The following is a 21,964-nucleotide window of genomic DNA, read 5'->3' on the forward strand; positions in this document are numbered from 1 at the left end:
GTCAGGGGCGGGGCACGTGCACCGTCGCGACGATCGCGCGGTGGTCGCTGCCCACGACGTGCAGGGAGCCGACGTCGGTCACGACGTTCTCACGGTCGGTCACCACGTGGTCGAGGTTGAGCACCGGCGGCACGACGCCGGGGCGCGGCGACCACGACAGGTCGAGCCCGCCGCCCGAGGCGCGCGACGCGTCGTGGAACCGGTCGCCCAGCAGCCGGCGGAACGTCGCGTGGTCGTGGGTGGAGTTGAAGTCGCCGACGAGCACCTGGGGCAGCGGGTCGCCGTGCGCGCGCTCGGCGAGCGCGTCCGTCTCCTCGTGCCAGATGTCCACGTACTCCGGGATCGGCGGGATCGGGTGCACCGCGGTGACCCGCACCGGGACGCCGTCGACCTCCACCGTCGCCGACGGCATCGCGTCGTTCGAGAACGGCTCGACGTCCACGTCGCGGAGCGGCAGCGCGCTCCACAGCCCGCTGCCCATGGCGCCGCGCCCGACCTTGCCGTCGGCGCTGTACGGCAGCACGTCCTCGATCCCCGCCGCGACGAGCCGCTCGCGCAGGTCCGTCGTGAGCTCCAGCACGGCGAGCACCTGCACGTCCTCGGTGCGGACGAGGTCGACGAGCGCCTCCGCGTCCGCCGCGCCGTACCAGGTGTTGGCACCCATGACGCGCAGCGTCACCGCGTCGTCGGGCGGCGCGGGGCCGGGCACGAACGCGGGCACGAGCCACACCGCCTGCACGGTGACGCAGACGGCGAGCAGCGCCGCGAGCAGCCACCGGCGCGCGAGCAGCGTGAGCACGAGCCCGACGGCGGCGCCCAGGGCGACGAACGGCGTGAACCCGACGAGCTGCGCGACGGGCGTCCACGCGTCGTCGGGCAGCATGCGCACGAGCGTGAGGAGGAGCACCGCGACGACGCCCGTGGCGAGGACGACCGTGAGGGGTCGGCCGCCCGGTCGGCGCCGCGTCGTGACGCGCGCGGGCGGGAGGCGCGTGGTGGCCGAGGTCATGCCCGGACTCTCGCAGCGCCGCCCCGCCGCCGCGACCCGCCCCACCGGCCCGCCCGGTGATCTCCACCGAACCCGCCCACCCGCCCGTCCCCTCCGTCCGCCGAGCACGAGGTTGCCGTCGTTCCGGGGTCCGTCCCGACGCCAACCTCGTGCTCGACCGAGGGCTGGACCGGGACCGGACGACGACGCCCCGGTCACCACGTGGTGACCGGGGCGTCGGTGGAGCGGGTGTCAGCCGAAGATGGCCGGCAGCGTGCCGCGGAAGGCCGCGTCCGCCTCGCTGAGCGGGACGGTGAACAGGCCCGCGACCTCGAGCGCCTCGCCCGACTCGGCGACGGCGCCGGGCTCGGTGCCCGTCTCGCCGATCTTCAGGACGGGGACGCCGCGCGCGACGCACGCGTCGACGAGCTTGGACTCCTCGCCGCGAGGCACCGCGACGAGCGCGCGGGCCGTCGACTCGGAGAACAGCGCCTCGAACGGCGTGACGCCGTCGCGCTCGGTCAGCGCGTCGAGCGACACGGTGGCCCCGACGCCGAAGCGCAGCGACGCCTCGAGGAGCGCCTGCGCGAGCCCACCCTCGGAGAGGTCGTGCGCGGCCGACACGAGGTCGTCGCGGCTCGCGTTGACGAGGACGCCGGCGAGCGCCTTCTCGGCCGCGAGGTCGACCCGCGGGGGCACGCCGCCCAGGTGGCCGTGCTCGACGTCGGCCCACGCCGAGCCGTCGAGCTCCGCACGCGTGGTGCCGAGGAGGTAGATGCTCTCCCCCGTCTCGCGCCAGCCCGACGGCGTGGCGTGCGCGACGTCGTCGAGCACGCCGAGCACGCCCACGACCGGGGTCGGGTGGATCGACGAGTCGATCTGCCCCGGCTCGCCGGTCCCGTTGTAGAGCGACACGTTGCCGCCCGTCACGGGGACGCCGAGCTCGCGGCACGCGTCCGCGAGGCCCTCGATCGCCTCGACGAGCTGCCACATCGAGTCGGGGTCCTCGGGCGAGCCGAAGTTGAGGCAGTCGGTCACGGCGAGCGGGCGGGCGCCCGTCGTCGCGACGTTGCGGTACGCCTCGGCGAGCGCGAGGCGGGCGCCCGTGCGCGGGTCGAGCTTGCCGTAGCGGCCGTTCGCGTCCGTCGCGAGCGCGACGCCGAGACCCGTGCTCTCGTCGACGCGGACCACGCCCGAGTCGTCGGGCTGCGCGAGCGCGGTGTTGCCCTGGACGAACCGGTCGTACTGGTTCGTCACCCACTCCTTGGACGCGAGGTTCGGCGACGCGAGGAGGCGCAGCGCCGTCGCGCGGAGCTCGTCGCCGCTCTCGGGTCGGGCGAGAGCGTCGGCGGCCACGGTGCGGGCGTTGAGCCCGTCCTGCCACGACGGGCGCGCGTACGGGCGGTGGTACACCGGGCCCTCGTGCGCGACGGTCCGCGGGTCGACGTCGACGATGCGCTCGCCGTGGTGGTCGATCGTCAGGCGGCCGGAGTCGTTGACCTCGCCGATGACGGCGGTCTCGACGTCCCACTTGGCGGTGATGGCGAGGAACTCGTCGAGCTTCTCCGGCGCGACGACCGCCATCATGCGCTCCTGCGACTCGGACATGAGGATCTCGCCCGCGTTGAGCGTCGGGTCGCGCAGCAGGACGTCGTCGAGCCACACGTGCATGCCGCCGTCGCCGTTGGAGGCGAGCTCCGACGTCGCGCACGAGATGCCGGCGGCACCGAGGTCCTGGATGCCCTCCACGACCTGCGCCGCGTAGAGCTCGAGGCAGCACTCGATGAGGACCTTCTCCATGAAGGGGTCGCCCACCTGGACGCTCGGGCGCTTGGCGGGCACGCCGTCCTCGAACGTCTCCGACGCGAGGATCGAGGCGCCGCCGATGCCGTCGCCGCCCGTGCGGGCGCCGAACAGCACGACCTTGTTGCCGACGCCCGAGGCGTTGGCGAGGTGGATGTCCTCGTGGCGCAGCACGCCGAGGCACAGCGCGTTGACGAGCGGGTTGCCCTGGTACGAGGAGTCGAAGACGAGCTCGCCGCCGATGTTCGGCAGGCCGAGGCTGTTGCCGTACCCGCCGACGCCGCTCACGACGCCGTGCACGACGCGCGCCGTGTCCGGGTGGTCGACGGCGCCGAAGCGGAGCTGGTCCATGACGGCGACGGGGCGCGCGCCCATGGAGATGATGTCGCGCACGATGCCGCCGACACCCGTCGCGGCGCCCTGGTAGGGCTCGACGAACGACGGGTGGTTGTGCGACTCGACCTTGAACGTCACGGCCCAGCCGTCACCGATGTCGACGACGCCCGCGTTCTCGCCGATGCCGACGAGCAGGTGCTTCTTCATCTCGTCCGTGGTCGCGGCGCCGAACTTCGACAGGTGGACCTTGGAGGACTTGTACGAGCAGTGCTCGGACCACATGACGGAGTACATCGCGAGCTCCGCGGCCGTGGGGCGGCGCCCCAGGATGTCGCGGATGCGCTGGTACTCGTCCGGCTTGAGGCCGAGCTCGGCGAACGGCTGGACCTCGTCGGGCGTGGCGGCGGCGTGCTCGACGGTGTCGAGCGTCGACGCGGCGGGACGAGCCTCGGAGCGTGCGGAAGCCTGGGGTGCGGGGGCGGTCATCGTTTCCCTCGGGTGGGCGCTGAGCGGGGAGCGCACGACGGCGCGCGGCCAGTCTACCGGCGCCCGCGGAGAGGCCGTCCGCGCGTCTCGCGTCGCGGGCGGCCGAGAAGTGAGACGAGCGTCTCGCCGTGCGGAAACCCGGTTTCCGGGTTCCGATGGAGGGGTGACCACCCTTCTCGAACCGACGTCCGGCACCGACCGCAGCAGGACCAGCGACCTCCTCGACCCGCACCTGGAGCGGCTCGGCCACGAGCTCACGCTCGTCGAGCGCCAGCTCAACGGCTACTCCCGGCGCACGGGCTCCTACGTGGGCCACGGGGCCGTCGAGACCGTCGAACCGGCGGAGGGCCGCTACCGGGACGAGCTCGAGGCCGAGCGCGAGCGCATCCTGTCGCGCCTCGAGATGCTCAGCGCCATGCGCGTCGCCGCGTCCTGCTGACCAGGCTCCCGGCCGCGACTCCGAGCGCGGCCACCGCGGTACGCGGGACGGCTCAGAGCGTCAGCCCCAGCACGACGCCCAGCACGCCCAGCGCGGGCGGGACGAGCTGGACGAGCGCCGCCCGCGCCTTCGACGGCGACGAGACGAGGAGCACGAGCCCCGCCGCGACCATGGAACCGGCCCCCGCGACCACGAGCGTCAGGCCGACGTCCTGCCGGTCCGCCGCGTACAGGACGATGCCGAGCACGACGAGCACCGCGAGGAACAGGTTGTAGAACCCCTGGTTGAAGGCCATCTCGCGCGTGGCCGCCGCCTCCTGCGGCGACGTGCCGAACGTGGCGCGCGTGCGGTCGCTCGTCCACGTGAGCGACTCCATGACGAAGATGTACACGTGGATCGCCGCGGCGACCCCCGCGAGCGCCAGCCCGAACCCGATCATCGTCGGTCCCTCCCGGTCCGCGAGGCCGCACGGTGCGCAGACCCCGGCGTACCGACCGGGTGTCGCTGCCTCAGCGCTCCTCAGCGTTCCACAGGAGCGGCTCGGCCGCCGCGAGCGCCACGGCCAGCGCGCCGACCACGAGCCCGACGCGCGTGTGCGGCAGCCGCACGCCGCGCTCGCGCAGGCGCTCCCCGCGCCGGTAGACCCACTTCTCGCCCGCGACGACGAGGGTCGTCGCGAGCGCGAGCCCGGCCGCCGCGCCCGCGACGGCGACGCCCGCCGGCACCGGCGTGGCGTCGTCGTCGGTCGCCCAGGTGTTGTCCTCGCGCGGGGCGCCGTCGGCCGTCGCGATCTCGGCCTCCGCGTCGGTCTCGTCCGCGTCCGCCTCGCGGGCCGCGTCGCGCAGGGAGCGCAGGCCCTCGCGCGCCTCGGTCCCCTCGGTCGTCGAGGTGAACGTCAGCACGACGGCGGCCGTCGCGACCGCGGTCTTGACGAGCGCGCGCGCCCAGCGCGGGCGGACGACGTCGGGCACGGCGTACCACGCCACGGTGGACAGCCCCGCGATCGCCACGGTGCGCGGGTCGGCGGCCCGTCGGGTCGGCGCGTGCTCGGTCATCGTGCCCCTTCGTCGGCAGGTGTGCTCACGGGGCCTAACGGCTCGCGGCCGTGCCGGGTTCCTGCGACGCGCAGGCGTTCGCGCAGGTAGCGCACCGCGGGGGCGTCGGTCATGGTCGCGCGCCACACGACCGTGACCGGGCGGGTCGGGACGGGCTCGTGCACGGGCACCGCGACGACGTCGGTCGGCAGCGGGCCGCGCCCGAGGCGCGGCACGAGCGCGACGGCGAGGCGCTGGGCCACGACCTCGACCTGCGACGCGAACTCGAGGCACCGGAAGTCGATGCGCGGGACGCGCGGCTCGCGCGCGAACATGTGGCAGAACCACTCGTAGCAGATGGTGCCGTCGGGCGTGCAGACCCAGGTCTCGTCGAGCAGGTCCGACGGCGTGAGCGCGGCCCGCCCCGCGAGCGGGCTCGACGCGTGCACGAGCACGTCGGCCTCGTCGCGGAACAGCTCCTCGGCGCGCAGGCTCGGCGGGAGCGCGAGGCCGACGCCCTCCCAGTGGTGCACGAGCGCGAGGTCCAGCGTGCCCGCCGCGACGGCCGCGACGGCGTCCCACGGCTCGGTCTCCTCGACGACGAGGCGCAGGTCCGGCACGTCGTCGCGCACCCGCGCGAGGAGCGGGGCGACGACGCCGCGCACCGCCGTCGAGAACGACCCGAGGCGCACGGTCCCCGTGGGGCGCGCCCCGGCGTCGTGCAGGCGGGCCCGCAGCGACTCGACCTGCTCGCGCAGCGCGCGGCCCTCCTCGACGACGCGCCGCCCTGCGGCCGTGAGGACGACGCCCCGCCCCTCGCGGTCGAGCAGGCGCGCGCCGAGGTCGCGCTCCAGGCGCTTCACCTGCTGCGAGACGGCGGACGGCGTGTACCCGAGGTCGCGTGCCGCGGCGTGCACGGTGCCGGTGCGCTCGACGGCGAGCAGGGCGTCCACGGCGGCGAGGTCGATCATGCGACCGATGCTATTCGGAAGCGTGGCTACCGGGAACCGTGCACGACTGTGCGCTGGACGTGCACGATGCCGCGGGCGCACCCTCGATGCCATGCCGCTGCGCCCGTCCCTCCTCGCCGTCCTCGTCGCCGTCGTCTGGGGTGTGAACTTCGTCGTCATCGACCTCGGGCTCGGCGACATGCCGCCGACGCTGTTCGTCGCCCTGCGCTTCCTCGTCGTCCTGGTCCCGGCGGTGTTCCTCGTGCCGCGGCCCCGCGCGCGGTGGCGGGACGTGCTGCTCGTCGGCGCGTTCATGAGCCTCGGCCAGTTCGGCCTGCTGTACACCGCGCTCGCGCTCGGCATGCCCGCCGGGCTCGCGTCGCTCGTGCTGCAGGCCCAGGTCGGGCTCACCGTGCTGTTCGCCGCCGCGGCGCTGCGCGAGGTCCCGACGCGCGCGCAGCTCGTGGGCGTGCTGGTCGGCGCCGCCGGGCTGGTCGTCGTCGGCGTGGGCCGCAGCGCCTCGACGCCGGCCCTCGCGTTCGTCGTGACGCTCGCCGCCGCGGCGTCGTGGGCGGTCGGGAACGTCGTCGCCCGACGCGCCGGGAGCCGCCGTGACCACGGCTCTACCTCGCGCACCCAGGGCTCTACCTCGGGCGACCAGGGGTCTGCCTCGGCGGGGCGGGGCTCTTCCCCGCGGCCGGGGCTGGAGGGGCTGTCGATGACGGTGTGGTCGGCGCTCGTGGTGCCGGTCCCCATGCTCGGGCTGTCGCTCGCGCTCGACGGGCCGGACGCCGTCGGGCACGCGCTCACCCACCTCACGCTCGCGCCGGTCCTGTCGACCCTCTACACCGCCTGGCTCGCGAGCCTCGTGGGCTACGGGATCTGGAACACGCTCCTCGCGCGGTACCCGGCGTCGGCGGTCGTGCCGTTCACGATGCTCGTGCCGCCGGTCGGGATGCTCGCCGCGTGGCTCGTGCTCGACGAGGTGCCGAACGCGGCCGAGGTGGTGGGCGGTGCCGTGCTCCTGCTGGGCGTCGCGACGACGACGGGCGTCCTGGGGCGACAGCGCCCGCCCGGCACGGCGGTCGTGCCTGGCGCGGGGGCGCCCTCCGTCGCGGTGCCGTCCTCCCTCGCGGCAGGCCCGCCCTCTGCGCCCGCTCCCGGGCGCCCCGACGCGACCGCGACCGACGGTCCGACCGCGACACGCGCGCGTTCGCGCTGACAGGACGCCCGCGCGGGGGTTCCATGGGAGTCCGGGACGTCCGAGACGCGAGGGAGCCTCTCATGAGCGAGACCGCGGGCCGCACGCAGGAACGGCAGCAACCGGAGCTCAAGCGCGTCATGGGGCCCAAGCTGCTCCTGCTGTTCATCGTCGGGGACATCCTGGGCACGGGCGTGTACGCGCTCACCGGCCAGGTCGCGGGCGAGGTCGGCGGGGCGGCGTGGCTGCCGTTCCTGCTCGCGTTCGTCGTCGCGACGATCACCGCGTTCTCCTACCTCGAGCTCGTCACGAAGTACCCGAGCGCCGCCGGCGCCGCGCTCTACACGCACAAGGCGTTCGGCATCCACCTGCTGACGTTCGTCGTCGCGTTCATGGTCATGAGCTCCGGGATCACCTCGGCCTCCACGGCGTCCAACGCGTTCGCGGGGTTCGTCTCCGACGGGTTCGGGCTCGGGCTGCCGACGGGCGGCGACGGCCGCCTGCTCATCGCCCTCGCCTTCATGGCCCTCGTCGCGCTCGTCAACCTGCGCGGGGTCGGTGAGAGCGTCAAGGCGAACGTCGTGCTGTCGCTCGTCGAGCTGTCCGGCCTCCTGCTCGTCGTCTTCGTGGGGCTGTGGGCGACGACGCAGGGCCGCGCCGACTTCTCGCGCGTCGTCGTGTTCGAGAGCGCCGACGACAAGAGCGTGTTCCTCGCCGTCACCGCCGCGACGACGCTCGCGTTCTTCGCCATGGTCGGGTTCGAGGACTCCGTGAACATGGCGGAGGAGTGCAAGAACCCCGTGCGGGACTTCCCGCGCATGATGCTCACGGGGCTCTCGATCACGGGCGCGATCTACGTGCTCGTCGCGATCACCGCCGTCGCGCTCGTCCCCGTGGGCGACCTCACGGACGACGCCAAGGGGTCGGCGCTCACGCAGGTCGTCGCGGCGGGCGCGCCGAACCTGCCGTTCGACACGATCTTCCCGTTCATCGGGATGTTCGCCGTCGCGAACTCGGCGCTCATCAACATGCTCATGGCGTCCCGCCTGCTCTACGGGATGGCGAACCAGGGCGTGCTGCCGCGTGCGTTCGGCCAGGTGCACCCGTTCCGCCGCACGCCGTGGGTCGCGATCCTCGTGACGACGGCCATCGCGTTCGCGCTCATCGTGTACGTCGTGCGGCAGTCCGGGACCGCGGCGGGCACCAACGCGGTCGCCCTGCTGGGCGGGACGACGTCGCTGCTCCTGCTCGTCGTGTTCACGATCGTCAACATCGCGCTCCTCGTGCTGCGCCGCGACCGCGTCGACCACGAGCACTTCCGCACCCGCACCTGGCTCGCGGTGCTCGGCGCCCTCACGTGCGCGTACCTCGCCGGGCCGTGGGCCCGCAGCGCCGACCAGCAGGAGCAGTACGTCATCGCGGGCGCGCTCGTGGCCCTCGGGGTCGTGCTCTCGTTCGTCACGTGGCTCTACAACCGCTCGGTGCGCCACCGCCGGATCGCGTTCTCCGACGTGTCCCGCCTGGAGGACGGCATCGACGACGAGTGACCGACGACCCGCCGTTCGGCGGGAGGCGCATGGGCACCGCGGGACCGACGATCGGCCGCGCCACCCGCCTCAGCGCCGCGCGAGAGACTGCCGCGGCACGGGAGCCAGGAGCCACGCGGCGGCGCCCGACCCCAGCACCGCGACGAGCACCGGTAGCCACCACGCGTCTCCCGCCCCGGAGGGACGGGCTCCGGCGACCAGCGCGAACGCGCCCGCGAGGACCGCGGCGGTCCCGAGGCCCAGCAGCACCGCGGGGAGGACCGACACCAGGCTGCGCAGCACGAGGACCCCGCGCAGCATCCGCGGACGTGCTCCCACGGCGGCCAGGGCGCGCAGCTGAGGCGCGCTGTCCTCTGCCCAGGCCGCGACCAGGAGGAGGACGACGAGGACGACGAGCCCGCTGCCGACGAGGAGCGTGGTGCGGGCGATCGTGTCGAGGATCCCGACGAGAGGCGGCCCGGCCTCGACGACGAGCTCGGCGGTGCCGGAGACGTCTGCCGGCAGCGCGGTCCGGACGACGCTCTCGTCGATCGCCCCGGTCTGAGGGACGAGGAAGGAGAACCCCAGCCCGCTCCTCTCCTCGAAGAGCCCCAGCTCCACCCCGCGCTCCGCGGAGACGATCAGGGCCGGAAGCCTGCCGAACGTCGCGTACCCGTCGACGGCGACCGGATCGAGCGCCCGGCGGAAGTCCGTCTCGGACTCGCTGTAGCCGGGTGGCGGCACGAGCACCACGTCGTCGTCCGGCTCGACCAGGAGGAGCCCGTCCCCCTCGTCGAGCGCGCTCCTCTCCTCGGCCGTGACGTCTCGACCGAGGAGCGCCGCAGCCTCGTCGGCGCCGTCCACCAGGAGCACCGACCGGTCGTCCTGCAGGGTTGCTCGGTCGAGGCAGTCGTCGACGGCCCCGGCGCGCGCGCAGCGGGTGAAGTCGCTCTCGAGGACGACCGGGACGTCCGTGCCCGCCGAGTCGACCGTGAACGACGCCCGTGCGTCGTCGATCACCCGGAGGTTGCCGCTCACCTCGATCGCCGACCGCTCGGCGTCGGTCAGCGCTCGGCCCGTCCGGAGCTCCGCATCGCCGACGGGCACCGCCGCGACGTAGGCCGTGGCCGCCCTCTCCCGGGCGGCCTCCACCGTCGCCAGACCCGCGCAGCTCACGGCGACCGCCGAGCCGACGACGACCACCCCGACCCTCCGAAGTCCCCGGGATCGGGTCGCGAGGCGTGCGGCCACACGCACCGTGTAGCCACCGCGGCGCGTCCACGCGGGTCCCCTCGCACGAGCCGGCTCCCCTGCCGCGGCAGGCTCACGGACACCGCCGACGACGACCACGAGCACGGCAGCGCTCGCGAGCGCAGCGGCGAGGATCCCCGGGAGCCACGCGTAGTCGATGCCGCCCCAGTCCTGGTGGACGACGCCCGAGAGCAGCGCGACGCCCACGTGCGTCACGACTGCCCCGAGCACGAGGCCGACCGCCGCACCACCTCCCGCTGCCGCGCCCGCGTGGACCGACCACACCGTCCGCCGCTCGCGCCTCGTCGCACCCAGCGCGCGCAGGATCGCGTCCTGGCGCCCGCGCGCCTGCGCCAGCGAGGCCGTCGTGGCGCCGAGGACGCCGGCGGCCACCAGCCCGACACCGCCCAGCACGAGATCGACGTCGACCAGGTCCGTCGGTGGCTGAGCCGTGAAGCCGCCTCGTGTCGCCACCGTGAGCCCCAGGTCGCGCAGACGCTGGCCCGTCACGAGCGGGTCCGTGCTCTCGACCAGCCATCGGGGAGTCAAGGAGCTCGACGCGCCGTCCACGATCTGCTCGAGCTGCGCTGCGTCGGCCCCGGCCGGGGAGATCAGGAAGAACGCGGCGTCGGTGGCGCCGGCGTACCGCACCTCGTCGGTGAAGGTCAGCGTCACGGTCGACCCGGCAGTCCGGACGCCGACCGTGTCTCCGAGGACGACCCCGAGGCGGTCGGCCGCTGCCGGGGACAGCGCGAGCTCGGGAGAGCCGGAGACGTCGCGGGCGAAGGTGACGATCCCCGTCGTCATCGGGTCCTCGTAGGCGACGACCCGCCCGTCGAGCATCTGCGACGCGGTGCCCGCGACGAGCGTCGTGCGCAGGTCGGTGTCGGTGAGCACGCGAGCGATGCCGGTCCCGGGCCCGGGCTCGACCTCGGGCACGGACGCGACGTCGCCCCCCGCGAAGCGTGCCTGGAGGTCCGCCTCGCCCATGGCGATGCGCGCGAGCTCCTCACCGGAGTACTGGGCGCTGCCGCGCACCGAGAACACAGCGAACGTCCCCGCGACGACGACCGCGACGACGACCGCCAGCAACGCGGAGTGCCGCCACAGCCCCCGCAGGTTGCGCACGCCCAGGCCCGCGGGGGTGACGGCTCTCATCCCACGAAGCCCTCGTGGAACGCCACGACCTCGTCGGCACCCGCGGCCACGACGGGGTCGTGCGTGACGACGATGCAGCACTTTCCCTCGGACGAGAAGTACTTGAGCTGTTCGACGACGATGCGGGTGTTCTCCTCGTCGAGCGCTCCCGTCGGCTCGTCGGCGAGCACGACGGGATGTGGTGACGCCAGGGAACGCGCGATCGCGACCCGCTGCCGCTCGCCGCCCGAGAGCGTCGTCGGCAGCATGGTACGGACGTCGGCGATGCCGAGCCGCTCGAACCAGCCCTCGACCTGGGCCTCGGCACCGCGGACCCCTGCCACCCTGAGCCCGAACAGGACGTTCTCCTCGGCCGTGAGGGTGTCGACGAGGTTGAGGTCCTGCGCGATCGTCGTGACCGAGGTCCGTCGAAGCGCAGACTTGTCCCGGAGCCGACCGACGTCTCGCCCGGCCACGTGCACCGACCCGGCCGACAGCGGCACCTCTCCGAGGACGGCCCGCAGGAGACTGGTCTTGCCGCTCCCCGACGGGCCGACGACGGCCGTCACGCACCCTGCGCGGAACACCCGTGAGAACCCGCGGAAGAGGGGGCGCGCCACGCGCCCCCTCCCCACCACGAGCGTCGCATCCCGGAACTCGACCGTGGTCATGCTCTGCTCCCTACGACGCCGTGGTCGCTAGTACCCGCGGACCTCGTAGGAGTAGCCGCGGGCGCCGAACAGGCAGAAGCCCCCGGTCGAGCTCTGGTACGCGCGAACCCAGGCGGTGGCCGTGTCGGGCGCAGCCGTGCAGTCCAGCTTCCCGCGCGCCTCGGTCCGAGGACCGACGGTCGTGCACGAGATCCGCGGTGCGCTCTGACCGGCGCCGTTCCTCAGGATCTGCCCCGAGCAGTTCGCCCACAGCGCGGCCTCCGCCGACCCCTGGACGAGCACGGCCCCTCCGAGGGCCAGTGCCGCCGCGGTCACGGTAGCCATGATCTTTCGCCTCATCGCGATGTCCCCTTCCTGACGCCCCCCCTGGGACGAACGGGAGGATCGTCCTCTCCCGCCCGCGTGCGCGGGGGGACCTTCCACATGCTGACACGGACGTCCGTCGACGACGTCGCCTCCCGGGGCGGGCGGCGGGCTCCGTCACCGACCAGCGCCCCGAGCTGGCCTCCGGGGAGCCGAGGGACCGACGCACCGCGCCGGACGGAGGGAGCCCGTCGCGCATGATGGGTCCATGCAGATCCGCGTCGCCGCCTACGCCGTGGTCGTCCGCGAGGACGGCCGGATGCTCCTCCCCCACTGGAGCGAGGGGGACCGCGGCGGCTGGACGCTGCCCGGCGGCGGCATCGACCCGGGCGAGGACCCCGCCGCCGCGGCCGTCCGCGAGGTGCGCGAGGAGACCGGCTACGACGTCGAGCTCGACGGCCTGCTCGGCGTCGACAGCCTCGTGATCGACGCCGCCGACCGGATCCGGCCCGAGGACCGCGACCGGTCGCTGCACGCGATCCGCATCGTCTACCGGGCCCACGTGGTAGGCGGCGAGCTGCGCGTCGAGGAGGACGAGTCGACCGACGACGTCGGCTGGTTCACGCCCGACGAGGTCGACGCGCTGGACCGCGTCGGCCTGGTCGACGTGGCCCGCCGCTGGGCCGGCCTGCTCCCCGTGCCGTCGTGACCCGCCCGCGCCGGGTCGCCGACGGGCGGCCCGGGACGACGGTGCTGGGCGCGCTCGCCGTCGGCGTCCTGGTCCCGGTCGCGCTCGCCGCGTGCACGCCCGGCACCCCGCCGCCGGACCCAGACGTGGTGACGTCCGCACCGGCGCGGGTCCCGTCCCCCGGCCCTGGCGCCACCACGGAGGACGGCCGCGCCGCGGACGACCCGGACGGCGACCGGCACAGCGACACCGAGCCCGCGTCCGTGCGCGTTCCCGTGGGGACGGCGACGGTCGAGCTCGCCGTGCCCCCGCCGGCGTCGGGCGGGGCGGCACCCCCTCGGGTCACGGCCGACGCCGAGGGCGCGTCCGACGTCACGCTCGCCCTTGCGGGTGCCCCAGCCGTGGTCTCGGTGGAGGGCGGCTCGCTCGTGCGCCACCCGGACGGCACGCTCACCGTCCTGGACGACGGCAGCACGCCCGTCGGCGGGCTCGGCGCCCCGCGCGTCGTGGGCCGGCACGGCGCGCCGGGCACGCCCGGCGCGGACGGCGCCGACGGTGCGAACGGGGCGAGCGGGGCAGAGGGCGGGACGGCCGACGGCACGGACGCCGGCCCCGCGGCGGACACCCCCGCACCCGGGACCCCGCGCGTCCGGGTCGCGCTCGTCGACGCCCACCGCGCGGAGGTGACGCTCGTGGGGACGGCGGGTACGGCGGGGACGGCGCCGGGCGGCGACGACGCGGCGAGCGCTCCCGACGGGGACCCGGGCGAGACCACGACGACCGACGCCGCCGGGGCGTGGGAGGTCGTCGTCCCGCTCGGCACGCGCGCGGTGCGGAGCACCGACTGGGGCGAGCGCGAGGGCGGCCGGTCGCTCGCCGTCGACCCGACCGCGTGGGCCCGCGCCGCGGGGCAGGCGGGCCAGGAGCTCGTGTGGGCGCAGGTCGTCGCCGCCGAGCCGGAGGCCGACACCCCGACGATGCACGACCAGCTCGTGTGCCACGCCGTCGGCACCCCGGACAAGGCGACGTGGAACCTCGAGCCCTGGCGGCCCGACGTCGGGCTCCTCGCCACGATGTCCGCGCGCTGCAACCCCGCCTGACCGCCGCCGTCGTCCCGACTGCGGCCCGCGCACCGGCTCGGCCGCCGAGCACGACGTCCCTCCCCGTCGAGCACGAGGTTCCTGTCGGCATGTGCCTCGGAACGAGAGGAACCTCGTGCTCGGCGACCGAGACGGAGAACGAGACCGAGACGGCAACGGCCCGGGCGGCACGACGGCTGGTGGACGTCGTGCCGCCCGGGCCTGACCCTCGGCAGCGGTACCGCTCCGCCTGCGACGCCGAGGACGTTCCGGGGTGGCGCCGAGGACGACGCCGGGGTGGTCAGCGGGCCTGCGGGCCGCCCTTCGCGGCCTTGCGCAGCGACTTCTCGCTCCGCGGCTCGTCGCCGCTCGCGCGCAGGCGCCGGTAGTAGTCGCGCGCCTCGTCCTGGCGCTCCTTCTCGATGCCGGTCGCGATCGTCGCGCGCAGGTGCTCGGGGCCGTAGCCCCAGGCGTCCACGAGGTCCTGCGCGTGCGGACGCAGCCGGTCGATGAGGCGGTCCAGGTAGCTCGTCACCGTGCGCGCGCGCTGCGTCGAGAGGCGCCCGTTGAGCAGGTACCAGGCGAGGTGCCGCTCGACGAGGCTCAGGCCGAACAGGTCGCGCACCGTGGTGAGGACCTCGCGCGTGCCCGCGTCCTCGATCGTGTCGAGCGCCTGCGTGAACGCCTCCCAGCGCAGCAGCTCCGCGTGGGCGCGGGCCGCCTCGACGAGCTCGACCTGGTGGGCGTTGAACAGGTTCGTCGCCGTCTCCGGGTCGGCCTTCTGCGCGGGGCGCAGCGCCTGCGCGACGTCCGCGACCATCGTCTCGACCCGGTCGGTGAGCAGCGCGCGCTGCGTCTCGGGGTCGCGCAGGTGGCCGGCCGCGCGGCGCGGGTCGCCGACGTCCGCGAGCGCCTGGGCGGCCCGCTTGAGCGGCGTGCGGTGCAGCGCCATGTCGCCCGCACGCTCGACGACGACGCGCGCCATCTGGCCGGGGGTGATGCCCTTGAACTGCTTGCCGTAGTCGGCGAGCAGGCGCTTCGCGACGAGCTGGAGCAGCACGGTGTTGTCGCCCTCGAACGTCGCGTACACGTCGAGGTCGGCGCGCAGGCTCGTGATGCGGTTGGTCGTGAGGAACCCGGCCCCGCCGCACGCCTCGCGCGTCTCCTGGAGCACGTCGAGCGCGAACCGCGTGCTCGTGGCCTTGAGCGCGGCCGCCGTCGTCTCGAGGTCCTCGCGCTGCTCCGGGGTGTCCTCCTCACCGGAGAACACCGAGTGGAACAGGTCGAGCAGGCGGTCGTGCGCGAAGTGCGCCGCGTAGGTCTCCGCGATGGGGACGATCAGGCGACGCTTGTGCGTGCCGTAGTCGAGGAGCACGACCTCCTCCGTCGGCGTCGCGCCCGTGAACTGGCGGCGCTCGTTCGCGTACCGCACCGCGATCGCGAGGCCGAGCTTCGCCGCGGTCACCGCGGCGCCGTCGAGCGACACGCGACCCTGGACGAGCGAGCCGAGCATCGTGAAGAAGCGGCGCCCGGGGCTGTCGATGGGGCTGGAGTACGTGCCGTCGGCGTCCACCGAGCCGTAGCGGGCGAGCAGGTCGGTGCGCGGGACCCGCACGTGGTCGAAGTGCAGGCGCCCGTTGTCGATGCCGTTGAGCCCGCCCTTCTGGCCGTCGTCCTCGCCGCCCACGCCGGGCAGGAAGGGCAGCCGACCGAGCTCGTCGCGCTCGCCCGCGGTGTCGCGGATGGGCACGTAGAACGCGTGCACGCCGTGGTTGACGTTCTTCGTGATCAGCTGCGCGAACACGACGGCGGCCACGCCGTGCACGCCCGCGTTGCCGAGGTAGTCCTTCCACGCCCCGCGGAACGGGGTGTGGATGACGAACTCCTCGGTCTCCGGGTCGTACGTCGCCGTGGTGGCGATGCTCGCGACGTCGGACCCGTGGCCGATCTCCGTCATCGCGAACGCACCCGGCACCGAGAGGTCCATGGCGCCCGGCAGGAGGCGGTCCTGCTGCTCGGGCGTGCCCAGGTGCAGGATGGCCGAGCCGAACAGCCCCCACTGCACGCCCGCCTTGATCTGCAGCGACGGGTCGGCCGCGACGAGCTCCTCGAACCCGGCGAGGTTGCCGCCCGCGTCGTCCGCGCCGCCGAGGCGCTCCGGGTACCCGCGCCACACCTGGCCCTTGCCCACGAGCAGGTGCATCTGCTCCAGCACGCGCTCGCGGTGCTCACGCAGGCTCAGGCCCTCGACGCGCTGGAACGCCTCCTCGCCCGCGGTCGCGCGCGCCGTCGCGCGCAGGTCGGCCCAGCGGCCGAGCAGGATCTTCTCGAGCGCGGCGACGTCGACGCGGGCGTCGCCCTGCGACGTCGGGCCCGCGTCGCCGGCGCTCGTCGTGCGCGGTGCGAGCGCGGGACGGTCGGACGTGGCGGTCATGGCTTCTCCTTGGGGTCTGAGGCGGTCGCCGGGTGCGGAGGGCGGACGGCGTCCGGGCGGGTCGTGCCCGGGTTGTGGGAGAGGACGCCGACGGGGCCGGCCCACAGCCACGCGGCGACGCGCTCGGTGAGCTGCTCGCGGTCGGGGACGTCGGCGCGCTCGCGGTGGGCGAGCCACCACTCGCCGGCGCCCCGGACGAAGCCGACGGCGCCCGCGGCCCACGCCGCGGCGTCGGCCGGGGAGACGTCGGTGACCCGGGCGAACGGCTCGGCGACGAGCTCGATCACCGAGTCGAGGAAGGCGGCGAGCGGGGCGCGGTCGGCGCCGCCCGCGCCCTGGGTGAGGCCGCTCGCCGCGAGCTGGGCGGCGGGCTCCTCCGTCCCCGCGACGGCGCTCGTCCGGGTGACGAAGTAGTACACGTTGGGCGAGCTCTCGATCATCTCGAGGTACACGCCGACCATCGCGCGCAGCGCGCGCTTGGGCGTCTCGGCGGCCTCGGCCGCCTGGGTCAGGGCGTCGTGCATCTGCCCCACGACGGCGGAGCCCAGGGCGACCTGGAGCCCGGTCTTGTCGTCGAAGTAGCGGTAGATGATCGACTTCGACGTGCCCGACGCCGCCGCGATCTCGTCCATGGAGACCCCGGGGCCTCCCCGGTGCACCGCCTTGCTCGCCGCCCGGATGAGCTCCGCGCGGCGCGCCGCCCGGTGCTCGTCCCAGCGGGTCGACCGACCGTCGACCACCGCGGCCGGCTGCACCCGCCCTCGGGTGACCGGTCGCGCGTCGGCACCTGCGTTCACGTCGTCCTCCGTTGCGCCCGACCTCGATGTCGTCGGCACCTCGTCACGGGTGCCGTGCCGGGGCAGGACACAGCCCTGTGACCCGACTCACGAAACCGAGAGTATCAGGTACTCTTGGTATTGGACACCAACCGGCCCTCTCCCCCGTCTCGCGCACGCCGTGCCGAGGCGCTCTCCCGGGCCGGCACCGAACGCAGCGCAGCGAGCACGGACAGGAAGTGAGGCACAGTGGCCACCAGCACCAGCCCCCGCCCGACCCCCGAGCAGTCCCCCCGGGAAGACGCCCCCGCGGGCGCTCCCCGCGACGCGTGGGTCGTGGGCGGGAACCGCATCCCGTTCGCCCGCGCCGGCAAGAAGTACGCGTCCGCGAGCAACCAGGAGATGTTCACCGCCGCGCTCGAGGGGCTCGTCGCGCGCTTCGGCCTCCAGGGCGAGCGGCTCGGGGAGGTCGTCGGCGGCGCCGTGCTCAAGCACTCCCGCGACTTCAACCTCGTGCGCGAGTCCGTGCTCGGGTCGTCGCTCTCCCCGCAGACCCCGGCCTACGACCTCCAGCAGGCGTGCGCGACCGGCCTGGAGGCGACCATCGCCGTCGCGAACAAGATCCGTCTCGGCCAGGTCGAGTCGGGCGTCGCGGGCGGCTCCGACACCGTGTCCGACGCCCCCATCGCCGTGAGCGAGGGCCTGCGTCGGGCGCTGCTCGAGGCGAGCCACGCCAAGACGTTCGGCCAGCGCGTCAAGGCGTTCGCGAAGGTCCGCCCCGCCGACCTCGCGCCCCTCACGCCCGCGACCGACGAGCCGCGCACCGGCCTGTCGATGGGCGAGCACCAGGCGATCACGACGGCCCGCTGGGACATCTCGCGCGAGGCGCAGGACGAGCTCGCGCTCGCGAGCCACGAGCACCTTGCGGCCGCGTGGGACGCCGGGTTCTTCGACGACCTCGTCACCCCGTTCCGCGGGCTCGTGCGCGACGACAACCTGCGCGCCGACTCGTCGCTCGAGAAGCTCGCCGCGCTCAAGCCGGTGTACGGCAAGCGTCTGGAAGGCGTCACCCCGACCATGACGGCGGGCAACTCGACCCCGCTCACCGACGGCGCGTCGACCGTCCTCCTCGCCTCGGCCGAGTGGGCGCGCGAGCGCGACCTGCCGCTCCTCGCGCGCGTCGTCGACGCGGAGACCGCCGCCGTCGACTTCGTGCACGGCCACGAGGGCCTGCTCATGGCCCCCGCGCACGCGGTCCCCCGCCTGCTCGTCCGCAACGGGCTCACGCTCGGCGACTTCGACCTCTACGAGATCCACGAGGCGTTCGCGTCGACCGTGCTCACGACGCTCAAGGCCTGGGAGGACGACGAGTACTGCCGCACCGAGCTCGGGCTCGACGGCGCGCTCGGCTCGATCGACCGCTCGCGGCTCAACGTCAACGGCTCCTCGCTCGCCGCGGGCCACCCGTTCGCCGCGACCGGCGGGCGCATCGTCGCGACGGCGGCCAAGCTCCTCGCGCAGCGCACCGCCGAGACCGGGGCGCCCGCGCGTGCGCTGATCTCCGTGTGCGCCGCGGGCGGCCTCGGCGTCGCCGCGATCCTCCAGTCCGTCCCCGCGACCGACGCCGCCTGACGCCCCGACGACCGAGAGGAACACCGTGACCGACTCCTACGTCCAGGCCGTCAACTCCGGCTTCACGAAGACGCTCGCCAAGAAGCTCGGCCTCCCGCGCCCCGCGGTCCTGCGCCGCTTCCGCGCGGGCGACCCGCTCACCGTCGGGCCCGTGCTCGTGCTCGGCGGCACGCCCGGCGTGCGCGACGACGCCGACCTCGTCGCCGAGGCCCTGCTCGGCTGGGACCTCGACGTCCGCCAGACCCCGGACGACACGACCCGCTGGGGCGCGGTCGTCGTCGTGCTCAGCGGGATCGAGCGGCCGCAGGACGCGTCCGCGCCCGTCATGGCGCTCTCGGCGACGCTCCGCCGCCTCGCGCCCAACGGCCGCGTCGTGACGATCTCCCGCGGCCCCGCCGACACCGACTCCCCCGAGCTCGCCGCCGCCCGCGAGGGCGTCGACGGGTTCCTGCGGTCCGTCGCCAAGGAGCTGCGCTACGGCGCGACCGCCAACGGCATCCAGGTGACCGACGACGCCCCTGTCGACAGCCCGAGCGTCCTCGCGACCCTCCGCTTCTTCCTGTCCGCCAAGTCGGCGTTCGTCGACGGCCAGCTCCTCCGCGTGGGACCGAGCGCGACCGACGGCGCCGCGGGCAGCACCTCCGCCGACCTCGACCAGCCGCTCGCCGGCAAGGTCGCCGTCGTCACGGGCGCGGCCCGCGGCATCGGGGCGCAGGTCGCCCGGACGCTCGCGCGCGACGGCGCGAAGGTCGTCGTGGTCGACGTGCCCGCGGCGGGCGAGGCGCTCGCCCGGGTCGCGAACGAGATCAAGGGCACGGCGCTGCAACTCGACGTGACCGCCGACGACGCGGGCGCCCGGATCCTCGAGCACGCGCGCGCACGGCACGGCGGGCTCGACGTCCTCGTCCACAACGCCGGCATCCTGCGCGACAAGCTGCTCGCCAACATGTCGCCCGACAAGTGGGACGCGGTGGTCGCGGTGAACCTCGCCGCGCAGCTGCGGATCACGGAGTACCTGCTCGGCGCGAACGGGTTCTCCTCCGCGCCGCGCGTCGTGTCGCTCGCCTCGACGAGCGGGATCGCGGGCAACCGGGGCCAGGCGAACTACGCGTTCTCGAAGGCGGGCGTCATCGGGCACACGCGCGCGTTCGCCCGCCTGCTCGCGGCGCCCGGGGGCCCGGGCGGGACGGCGAACGCCGTCGCGCCGGGCTTCATCGAGACGGACATGACGGCGTCGATCCCGTTCGTGCAGCGCGAGGTCGCGCGCCGCGTCGCGTCGCTCCAGCAGGGCGGCCAGCCCGTGGACGTGGCCGAGGCGATCGCGTTCCTCGCGTCGCCCGCGGCCGGGGGCGTCAACGGGCAGGTGCTGCGCGTGTGCGGGCAGAACGTGGTGGGCCGGTGACGGCGCCCGCGGGCGCCCCGGCGCGCGTCGAGACGCTGCCTGCCGTCCCGGGTCTGGGCGGCCTGTACGTGCGCGGGCTCGCGGCGTCGGGCCGGATCGCGGCGGCGCACCGGCTGCCCGTCCGGGGCGGCCGGACGGAGCTCACGCTCCCGGACGTCACCTACCGCGTCGCGGCCGTCCCGACGGGCGACGACGCGGCACCGGGCCACGTGGGCACCGCCGCGCACCTCGCGCGGTACGCGCGGCTCGTGGGCGAGGCGCCGTCGGACGTCCTGCCCGCCGGGTACCTGCACGTGCTGGGGTTCCCGCTCGCGACGGCCGTCATGGTGCGGGCCGACTTCCCGCTCCCGCTGCTCGGCATGGTGCACCTCGCGAACTCGGTGTCCGTGCTGCGTCCGGTGCGGCTCGGGGACGCGCTCGAGGTCCGCGCGTGGGCGCAGGACCTGCGCCCGCACCGCCGCGGTGTCCAGGTGGACCTCGTCACGGAGGTCTCGGTGCTGCGCACGGACGACGAGCGCGCCGCGGGCAGCGGGCTGGCCGCGACGACGCTCGCCTACCGGGGCGTCTCGACGTACCTCGCGAAGGGCGCCTCCCTCCCGGGCGGCCCCGCCCCGGCCGACGCCGACGGCCCGCCCGCGTTCGTCCCGCCCCTGCCCACCGCACGGTGGGCGCTCGGGGCGGGGACGGGCCGCGCGTACGCGGCGGTGTCGGGCGACCGCAACCCGATCCACACGTCGGCACTGGGCGCCAAGGCGTTCGGGTTCCCGCGGGCCATCGCGCACGGCATGTACACCGCGGCGCGGGCGCTCGCCGAGGCGGGTCCCGGTTGCGGCGACGCCTACGACTGGACCGTCACGTTCGCCAAGCCGGTGCTGCTGCCCGGCACGGTCGACGTCGCGCTGCGCCCGGCGGGCGACGTGGCCGCCGAGGTGCGGGACGCCGTCGGGCAGGTCGCGGCGGCCGTGCCCGACGGCGCGGGCGACCCGGGCACGGGCGTCACCTACCAGGCGTGGGACGGCAAGGGCCGCCTCCACCTCGCGGGCCGCGTCACCCCGCGTCCCTGACCCCCGCCGCCGAGCACGGGGTTGATGTCGTTCTGGAGCGCATGACGACACCTACCCCGTGCTCGACGCCGCGCAGGCTCGTGCTCGGCGTGCCGGTCCGTCAGGGCAGGCGGGCGAGCAGGCCGTCGCGGACGGTCGGCCACTCGTCGCGGAGGACCGAGAAGTAGGCGGTGTCCTGGCGGGAGCCGTCGGGCGCCACGCGGTGGCTGCGCAGGACGCCCTCCGGCACCGCGCCCAGGCGCCGGATCGCCCCGATGGACCGGCTGTTGCGGGCGTCGGCGCGGAGCGCGACGCGCGCGACCCCGAGGTCCTCGAACGCGTGCTGCAGCAGGAGGTACTTGCACGCCGGGTTCGTCGTACCGCCCCACCACTCGCGCGCGTAGAACGTGGACCCGAGCTCGACCCGGCCCTGGGACGGGACCCACTCGTAGAGCGACGTCGAGCCACGGACCACGGCGTCGGCGGTCGCGCCGTCCGCACCGGGTGCACCGGGAGCGCTGGGAGCACCGAGGACCGCGAACGCGAGCCGGCCCGGCGCGGCGACCGCGTCGCGCACGTAGCCCTCCATCGCCTCCGTGCCGCGCGGGACGGCGCTGGACATGCCCGCCCAGATGCCGTCGTCGACGAGGGCGCCGAGCGCCGGCGCGTGGGTCGCGGCGAGCGGTTCGAGGCGGACGCCGAAGCCTTCGAGGACGGTGTCGTGCTGCACCCGCACATCCCACCACACCACCGGTGCCCCGACCGCGTGCGAAGCCGGCCGACCG

Annotated in this window: 19 protein-coding genes; 8 read left to right on the top strand and 11 right to left on the bottom strand. The window is 75.0% G+C overall.

The genetic code is table 11. The features are described from left to right. Nucleotide 1 precedes the first annotated feature (1 nt). Nucleotides 2-1,009, bottom strand: coding sequence for an endonuclease/exonuclease/phosphatase family protein (locus tag RDI86_RS05335; RefSeq protein WP_061268349.1), 1,008 nt, complete (start codon nucleotides 1,007-1,009; stop codon nucleotides 2-4). A 231-nt stretch (nucleotides 1,010-1,240) separates the two neighbouring features. Continuing rightward, nucleotides 1,241-3,613 carry a phosphoribosylformylglycinamidine synthase subunit PurL gene (purL, locus tag RDI86_RS05340; RefSeq protein WP_061267112.1) on the bottom strand — a complete coding sequence of 791 codons (2,373 nt, stop codon included), beginning with the start codon at nucleotides 3,611-3,613 and terminating at the stop codon, nucleotides 1,241-1,243. A 163-nt stretch (nucleotides 3,614-3,776) separates the two neighbouring features. Here purL and RDI86_RS05345 point away from each other — a divergent pair, with 163 nt between their 5' ends. Further along, on the top strand, nucleotides 3,777-4,052 hold the full coding sequence (locus RDI86_RS05345; protein ID WP_021482313.1) for a hypothetical protein: 276 nt from the start codon (nucleotides 3,777-3,779) through the stop codon (nucleotides 4,050-4,052). A 52-nt stretch (nucleotides 4,053-4,104) separates the two neighbouring features. Here the strand turns inward: RDI86_RS05345 and RDI86_RS05350 are convergent, their stop codons facing one another. From RDI86_RS05350 to RDI86_RS05360, 3 genes are all read right to left on the bottom strand, one after another. Beyond that, the gene (locus RDI86_RS05350; protein ID WP_061267114.1) at nucleotides 4,105-4,491 is read right to left on the bottom strand and encodes a DUF1304 domain-containing protein; all 387 of its coding nucleotides are present in this window, start codon (nucleotides 4,489-4,491) and stop codon (nucleotides 4,105-4,107) included. Nucleotides 4,492-4,561: 70 nt separating this feature from the next. Then, nucleotides 4,562-5,107 carry a hypothetical protein gene (locus RDI86_RS05355; RefSeq protein WP_308820883.1) on the bottom strand — a complete coding sequence of 182 codons (546 nt, stop codon included), beginning with the start codon at nucleotides 5,105-5,107 and terminating at the stop codon, nucleotides 4,562-4,564. Then, nucleotides 5,104-6,057 carry a LysR family transcriptional regulator gene (locus tag RDI86_RS05360; protein ID WP_076403593.1) on the bottom strand — a complete coding sequence of 318 codons (954 nt, stop codon included), beginning with the start codon at nucleotides 6,055-6,057 and terminating at the stop codon, nucleotides 5,104-5,106. The genes RDI86_RS05355 and RDI86_RS05360 overlap by 4 nt, the downstream gene beginning before the upstream one ends. Before the next feature lie 91 nt (nucleotides 6,058-6,148). Here RDI86_RS05360 and RDI86_RS05365 point away from each other — a divergent pair, with 91 nt between their 5' ends. Then, nucleotides 6,149-7,258, top strand: coding sequence for an EamA family transporter (locus RDI86_RS05365; RefSeq protein ID WP_308820884.1), 1,110 nt, complete (start codon nucleotides 6,149-6,151; stop codon nucleotides 7,256-7,258). Nucleotides 7,259-7,320: 62 nt separating this feature from the next. Continuing rightward, nucleotides 7,321-8,784: an APC family permease gene (locus tag RDI86_RS05370; RefSeq protein ID WP_168944791.1), complete on the top strand. Its 1,464-nt coding sequence runs from the start codon at nucleotides 7,321-7,323 to the stop codon at nucleotides 8,782-8,784. Between the two features lie 69 nt (nucleotides 8,785-8,853). Here RDI86_RS05370 and RDI86_RS05375 read toward each other — a convergent pair whose 3' ends face one another. The 3 genes from RDI86_RS05375 to RDI86_RS05385 are packed head-to-tail and all read right to left on the bottom strand — an operon-like array spanning nucleotide 8,854 to nucleotide 12,146. After that, nucleotides 8,854-11,172: an FtsX-like permease family protein gene (locus RDI86_RS05375; protein WP_308820885.1), complete on the bottom strand. Its 2,319-nt coding sequence runs from the start codon at nucleotides 11,170-11,172 to the stop codon at nucleotides 8,854-8,856. Next, nucleotides 11,169-11,822 (bottom strand): ABC transporter ATP-binding protein, encoded by a 654-nt coding sequence (locus tag RDI86_RS05380; protein WP_076403599.1) that lies wholly within the window; start codon nucleotides 11,820-11,822, stop codon nucleotides 11,169-11,171. The genes RDI86_RS05375 and RDI86_RS05380 overlap by 4 nt, the downstream gene beginning before the upstream one ends. 27 nt (nucleotides 11,823-11,849) lie before the next feature. Beyond that, nucleotides 11,850-12,146: a hypothetical protein gene (locus tag RDI86_RS05385; RefSeq protein WP_128957619.1), complete on the bottom strand. Its 297-nt coding sequence runs from the start codon at nucleotides 12,144-12,146 to the stop codon at nucleotides 11,850-11,852. A gap of 247 nt (nucleotides 12,147-12,393) precedes the next feature. On the opposite strand from RDI86_RS05385, the gene RDI86_RS05390 reads away from it, so the two are divergent. Then, on the top strand, nucleotides 12,394-12,834 hold the full coding sequence (locus RDI86_RS05390) for an NUDIX hydrolase (protein ID WP_061267120.1): 441 nt from the start codon (nucleotides 12,394-12,396) through the stop codon (nucleotides 12,832-12,834). After that, entirely contained in the window at nucleotides 12,831-13,913 is a 1,083-nt protein-coding gene (locus RDI86_RS05395; protein WP_308820886.1) for a DUF2599 domain-containing protein, read from the top strand. Before RDI86_RS05390 ends, RDI86_RS05395 begins: the two co-directional genes overlap by 4 nt. 280 nt (nucleotides 13,914-14,193) lie before the next feature. Here RDI86_RS05395 and RDI86_RS05400 read toward each other — a convergent pair whose 3' ends face one another. Continuing rightward, nucleotides 14,194-16,326 (bottom strand): acyl-CoA dehydrogenase, encoded by a 2,133-nt coding sequence (locus RDI86_RS05400; RefSeq protein ID WP_076403605.1) that lies wholly within the window; start codon nucleotides 16,324-16,326, stop codon nucleotides 14,194-14,196. Continuing rightward, on the bottom strand, nucleotides 16,323-17,123 hold the full coding sequence (locus RDI86_RS05405; RefSeq protein WP_076403608.1) for a TetR/AcrR family transcriptional regulator: 801 nt from the start codon (nucleotides 17,121-17,123) through the stop codon (nucleotides 16,323-16,325). Before RDI86_RS05405 ends, RDI86_RS05400 begins: the two co-directional genes overlap by 4 nt. Nucleotides 17,124-17,351: 228 nt before the next feature. On the opposite strand from RDI86_RS05405, the gene RDI86_RS05410 reads away from it, so the two are divergent. Genes RDI86_RS05410 through RDI86_RS05420 form a run of 3 tightly spaced genes read left to right on the top strand, consistent with a single transcriptional unit; the run spans nucleotide 17,352 to nucleotide 21,200 of the window. Continuing rightward, nucleotides 17,352-18,734: an acetyl-CoA C-acetyltransferase gene (locus RDI86_RS05410; protein ID WP_308820887.1), complete on the top strand. Its 1,383-nt coding sequence runs from the start codon at nucleotides 17,352-17,354 to the stop codon at nucleotides 18,732-18,734. A 25-nt stretch (nucleotides 18,735-18,759) separates the two neighbouring features. Beyond that, complete coding sequence (locus tag RDI86_RS05415; RefSeq protein WP_308820888.1) at nucleotides 18,760-20,136, top strand: 3-oxoacyl-ACP reductase; 1,377 nt, start codon at nucleotides 18,760-18,762, stop codon at nucleotides 20,134-20,136. Beyond that, on the top strand, nucleotides 20,133-21,200 hold the full coding sequence (locus RDI86_RS05420) for a MaoC/PaaZ C-terminal domain-containing protein (protein WP_308820889.1): 1,068 nt from the start codon (nucleotides 20,133-20,135) through the stop codon (nucleotides 21,198-21,200). Before RDI86_RS05415 ends, RDI86_RS05420 begins: the two co-directional genes overlap by 4 nt. A gap of 100 nt (nucleotides 21,201-21,300) precedes the next feature. Here the strand turns inward: RDI86_RS05420 and RDI86_RS05425 are convergent, their stop codons facing one another. After that, nucleotides 21,301-21,909 carry a GNAT family N-acetyltransferase gene (locus tag RDI86_RS05425; RefSeq protein WP_009866996.1) on the bottom strand — a complete coding sequence of 203 codons (609 nt, stop codon included), beginning with the start codon at nucleotides 21,907-21,909 and terminating at the stop codon, nucleotides 21,301-21,303. Nucleotides 21,910-21,964: the final 55 nt, after the last annotated feature.

Source organism: Cellulosimicrobium sp. XJ-DQ-B-000, assembly GCF_031119065.1.
In the GTDB taxonomy this organism is placed as follows: domain Bacteria; phylum Actinomycetota; class Actinomycetes; order Actinomycetales; family Cellulomonadaceae; genus Cellulosimicrobium; species Cellulosimicrobium funkei.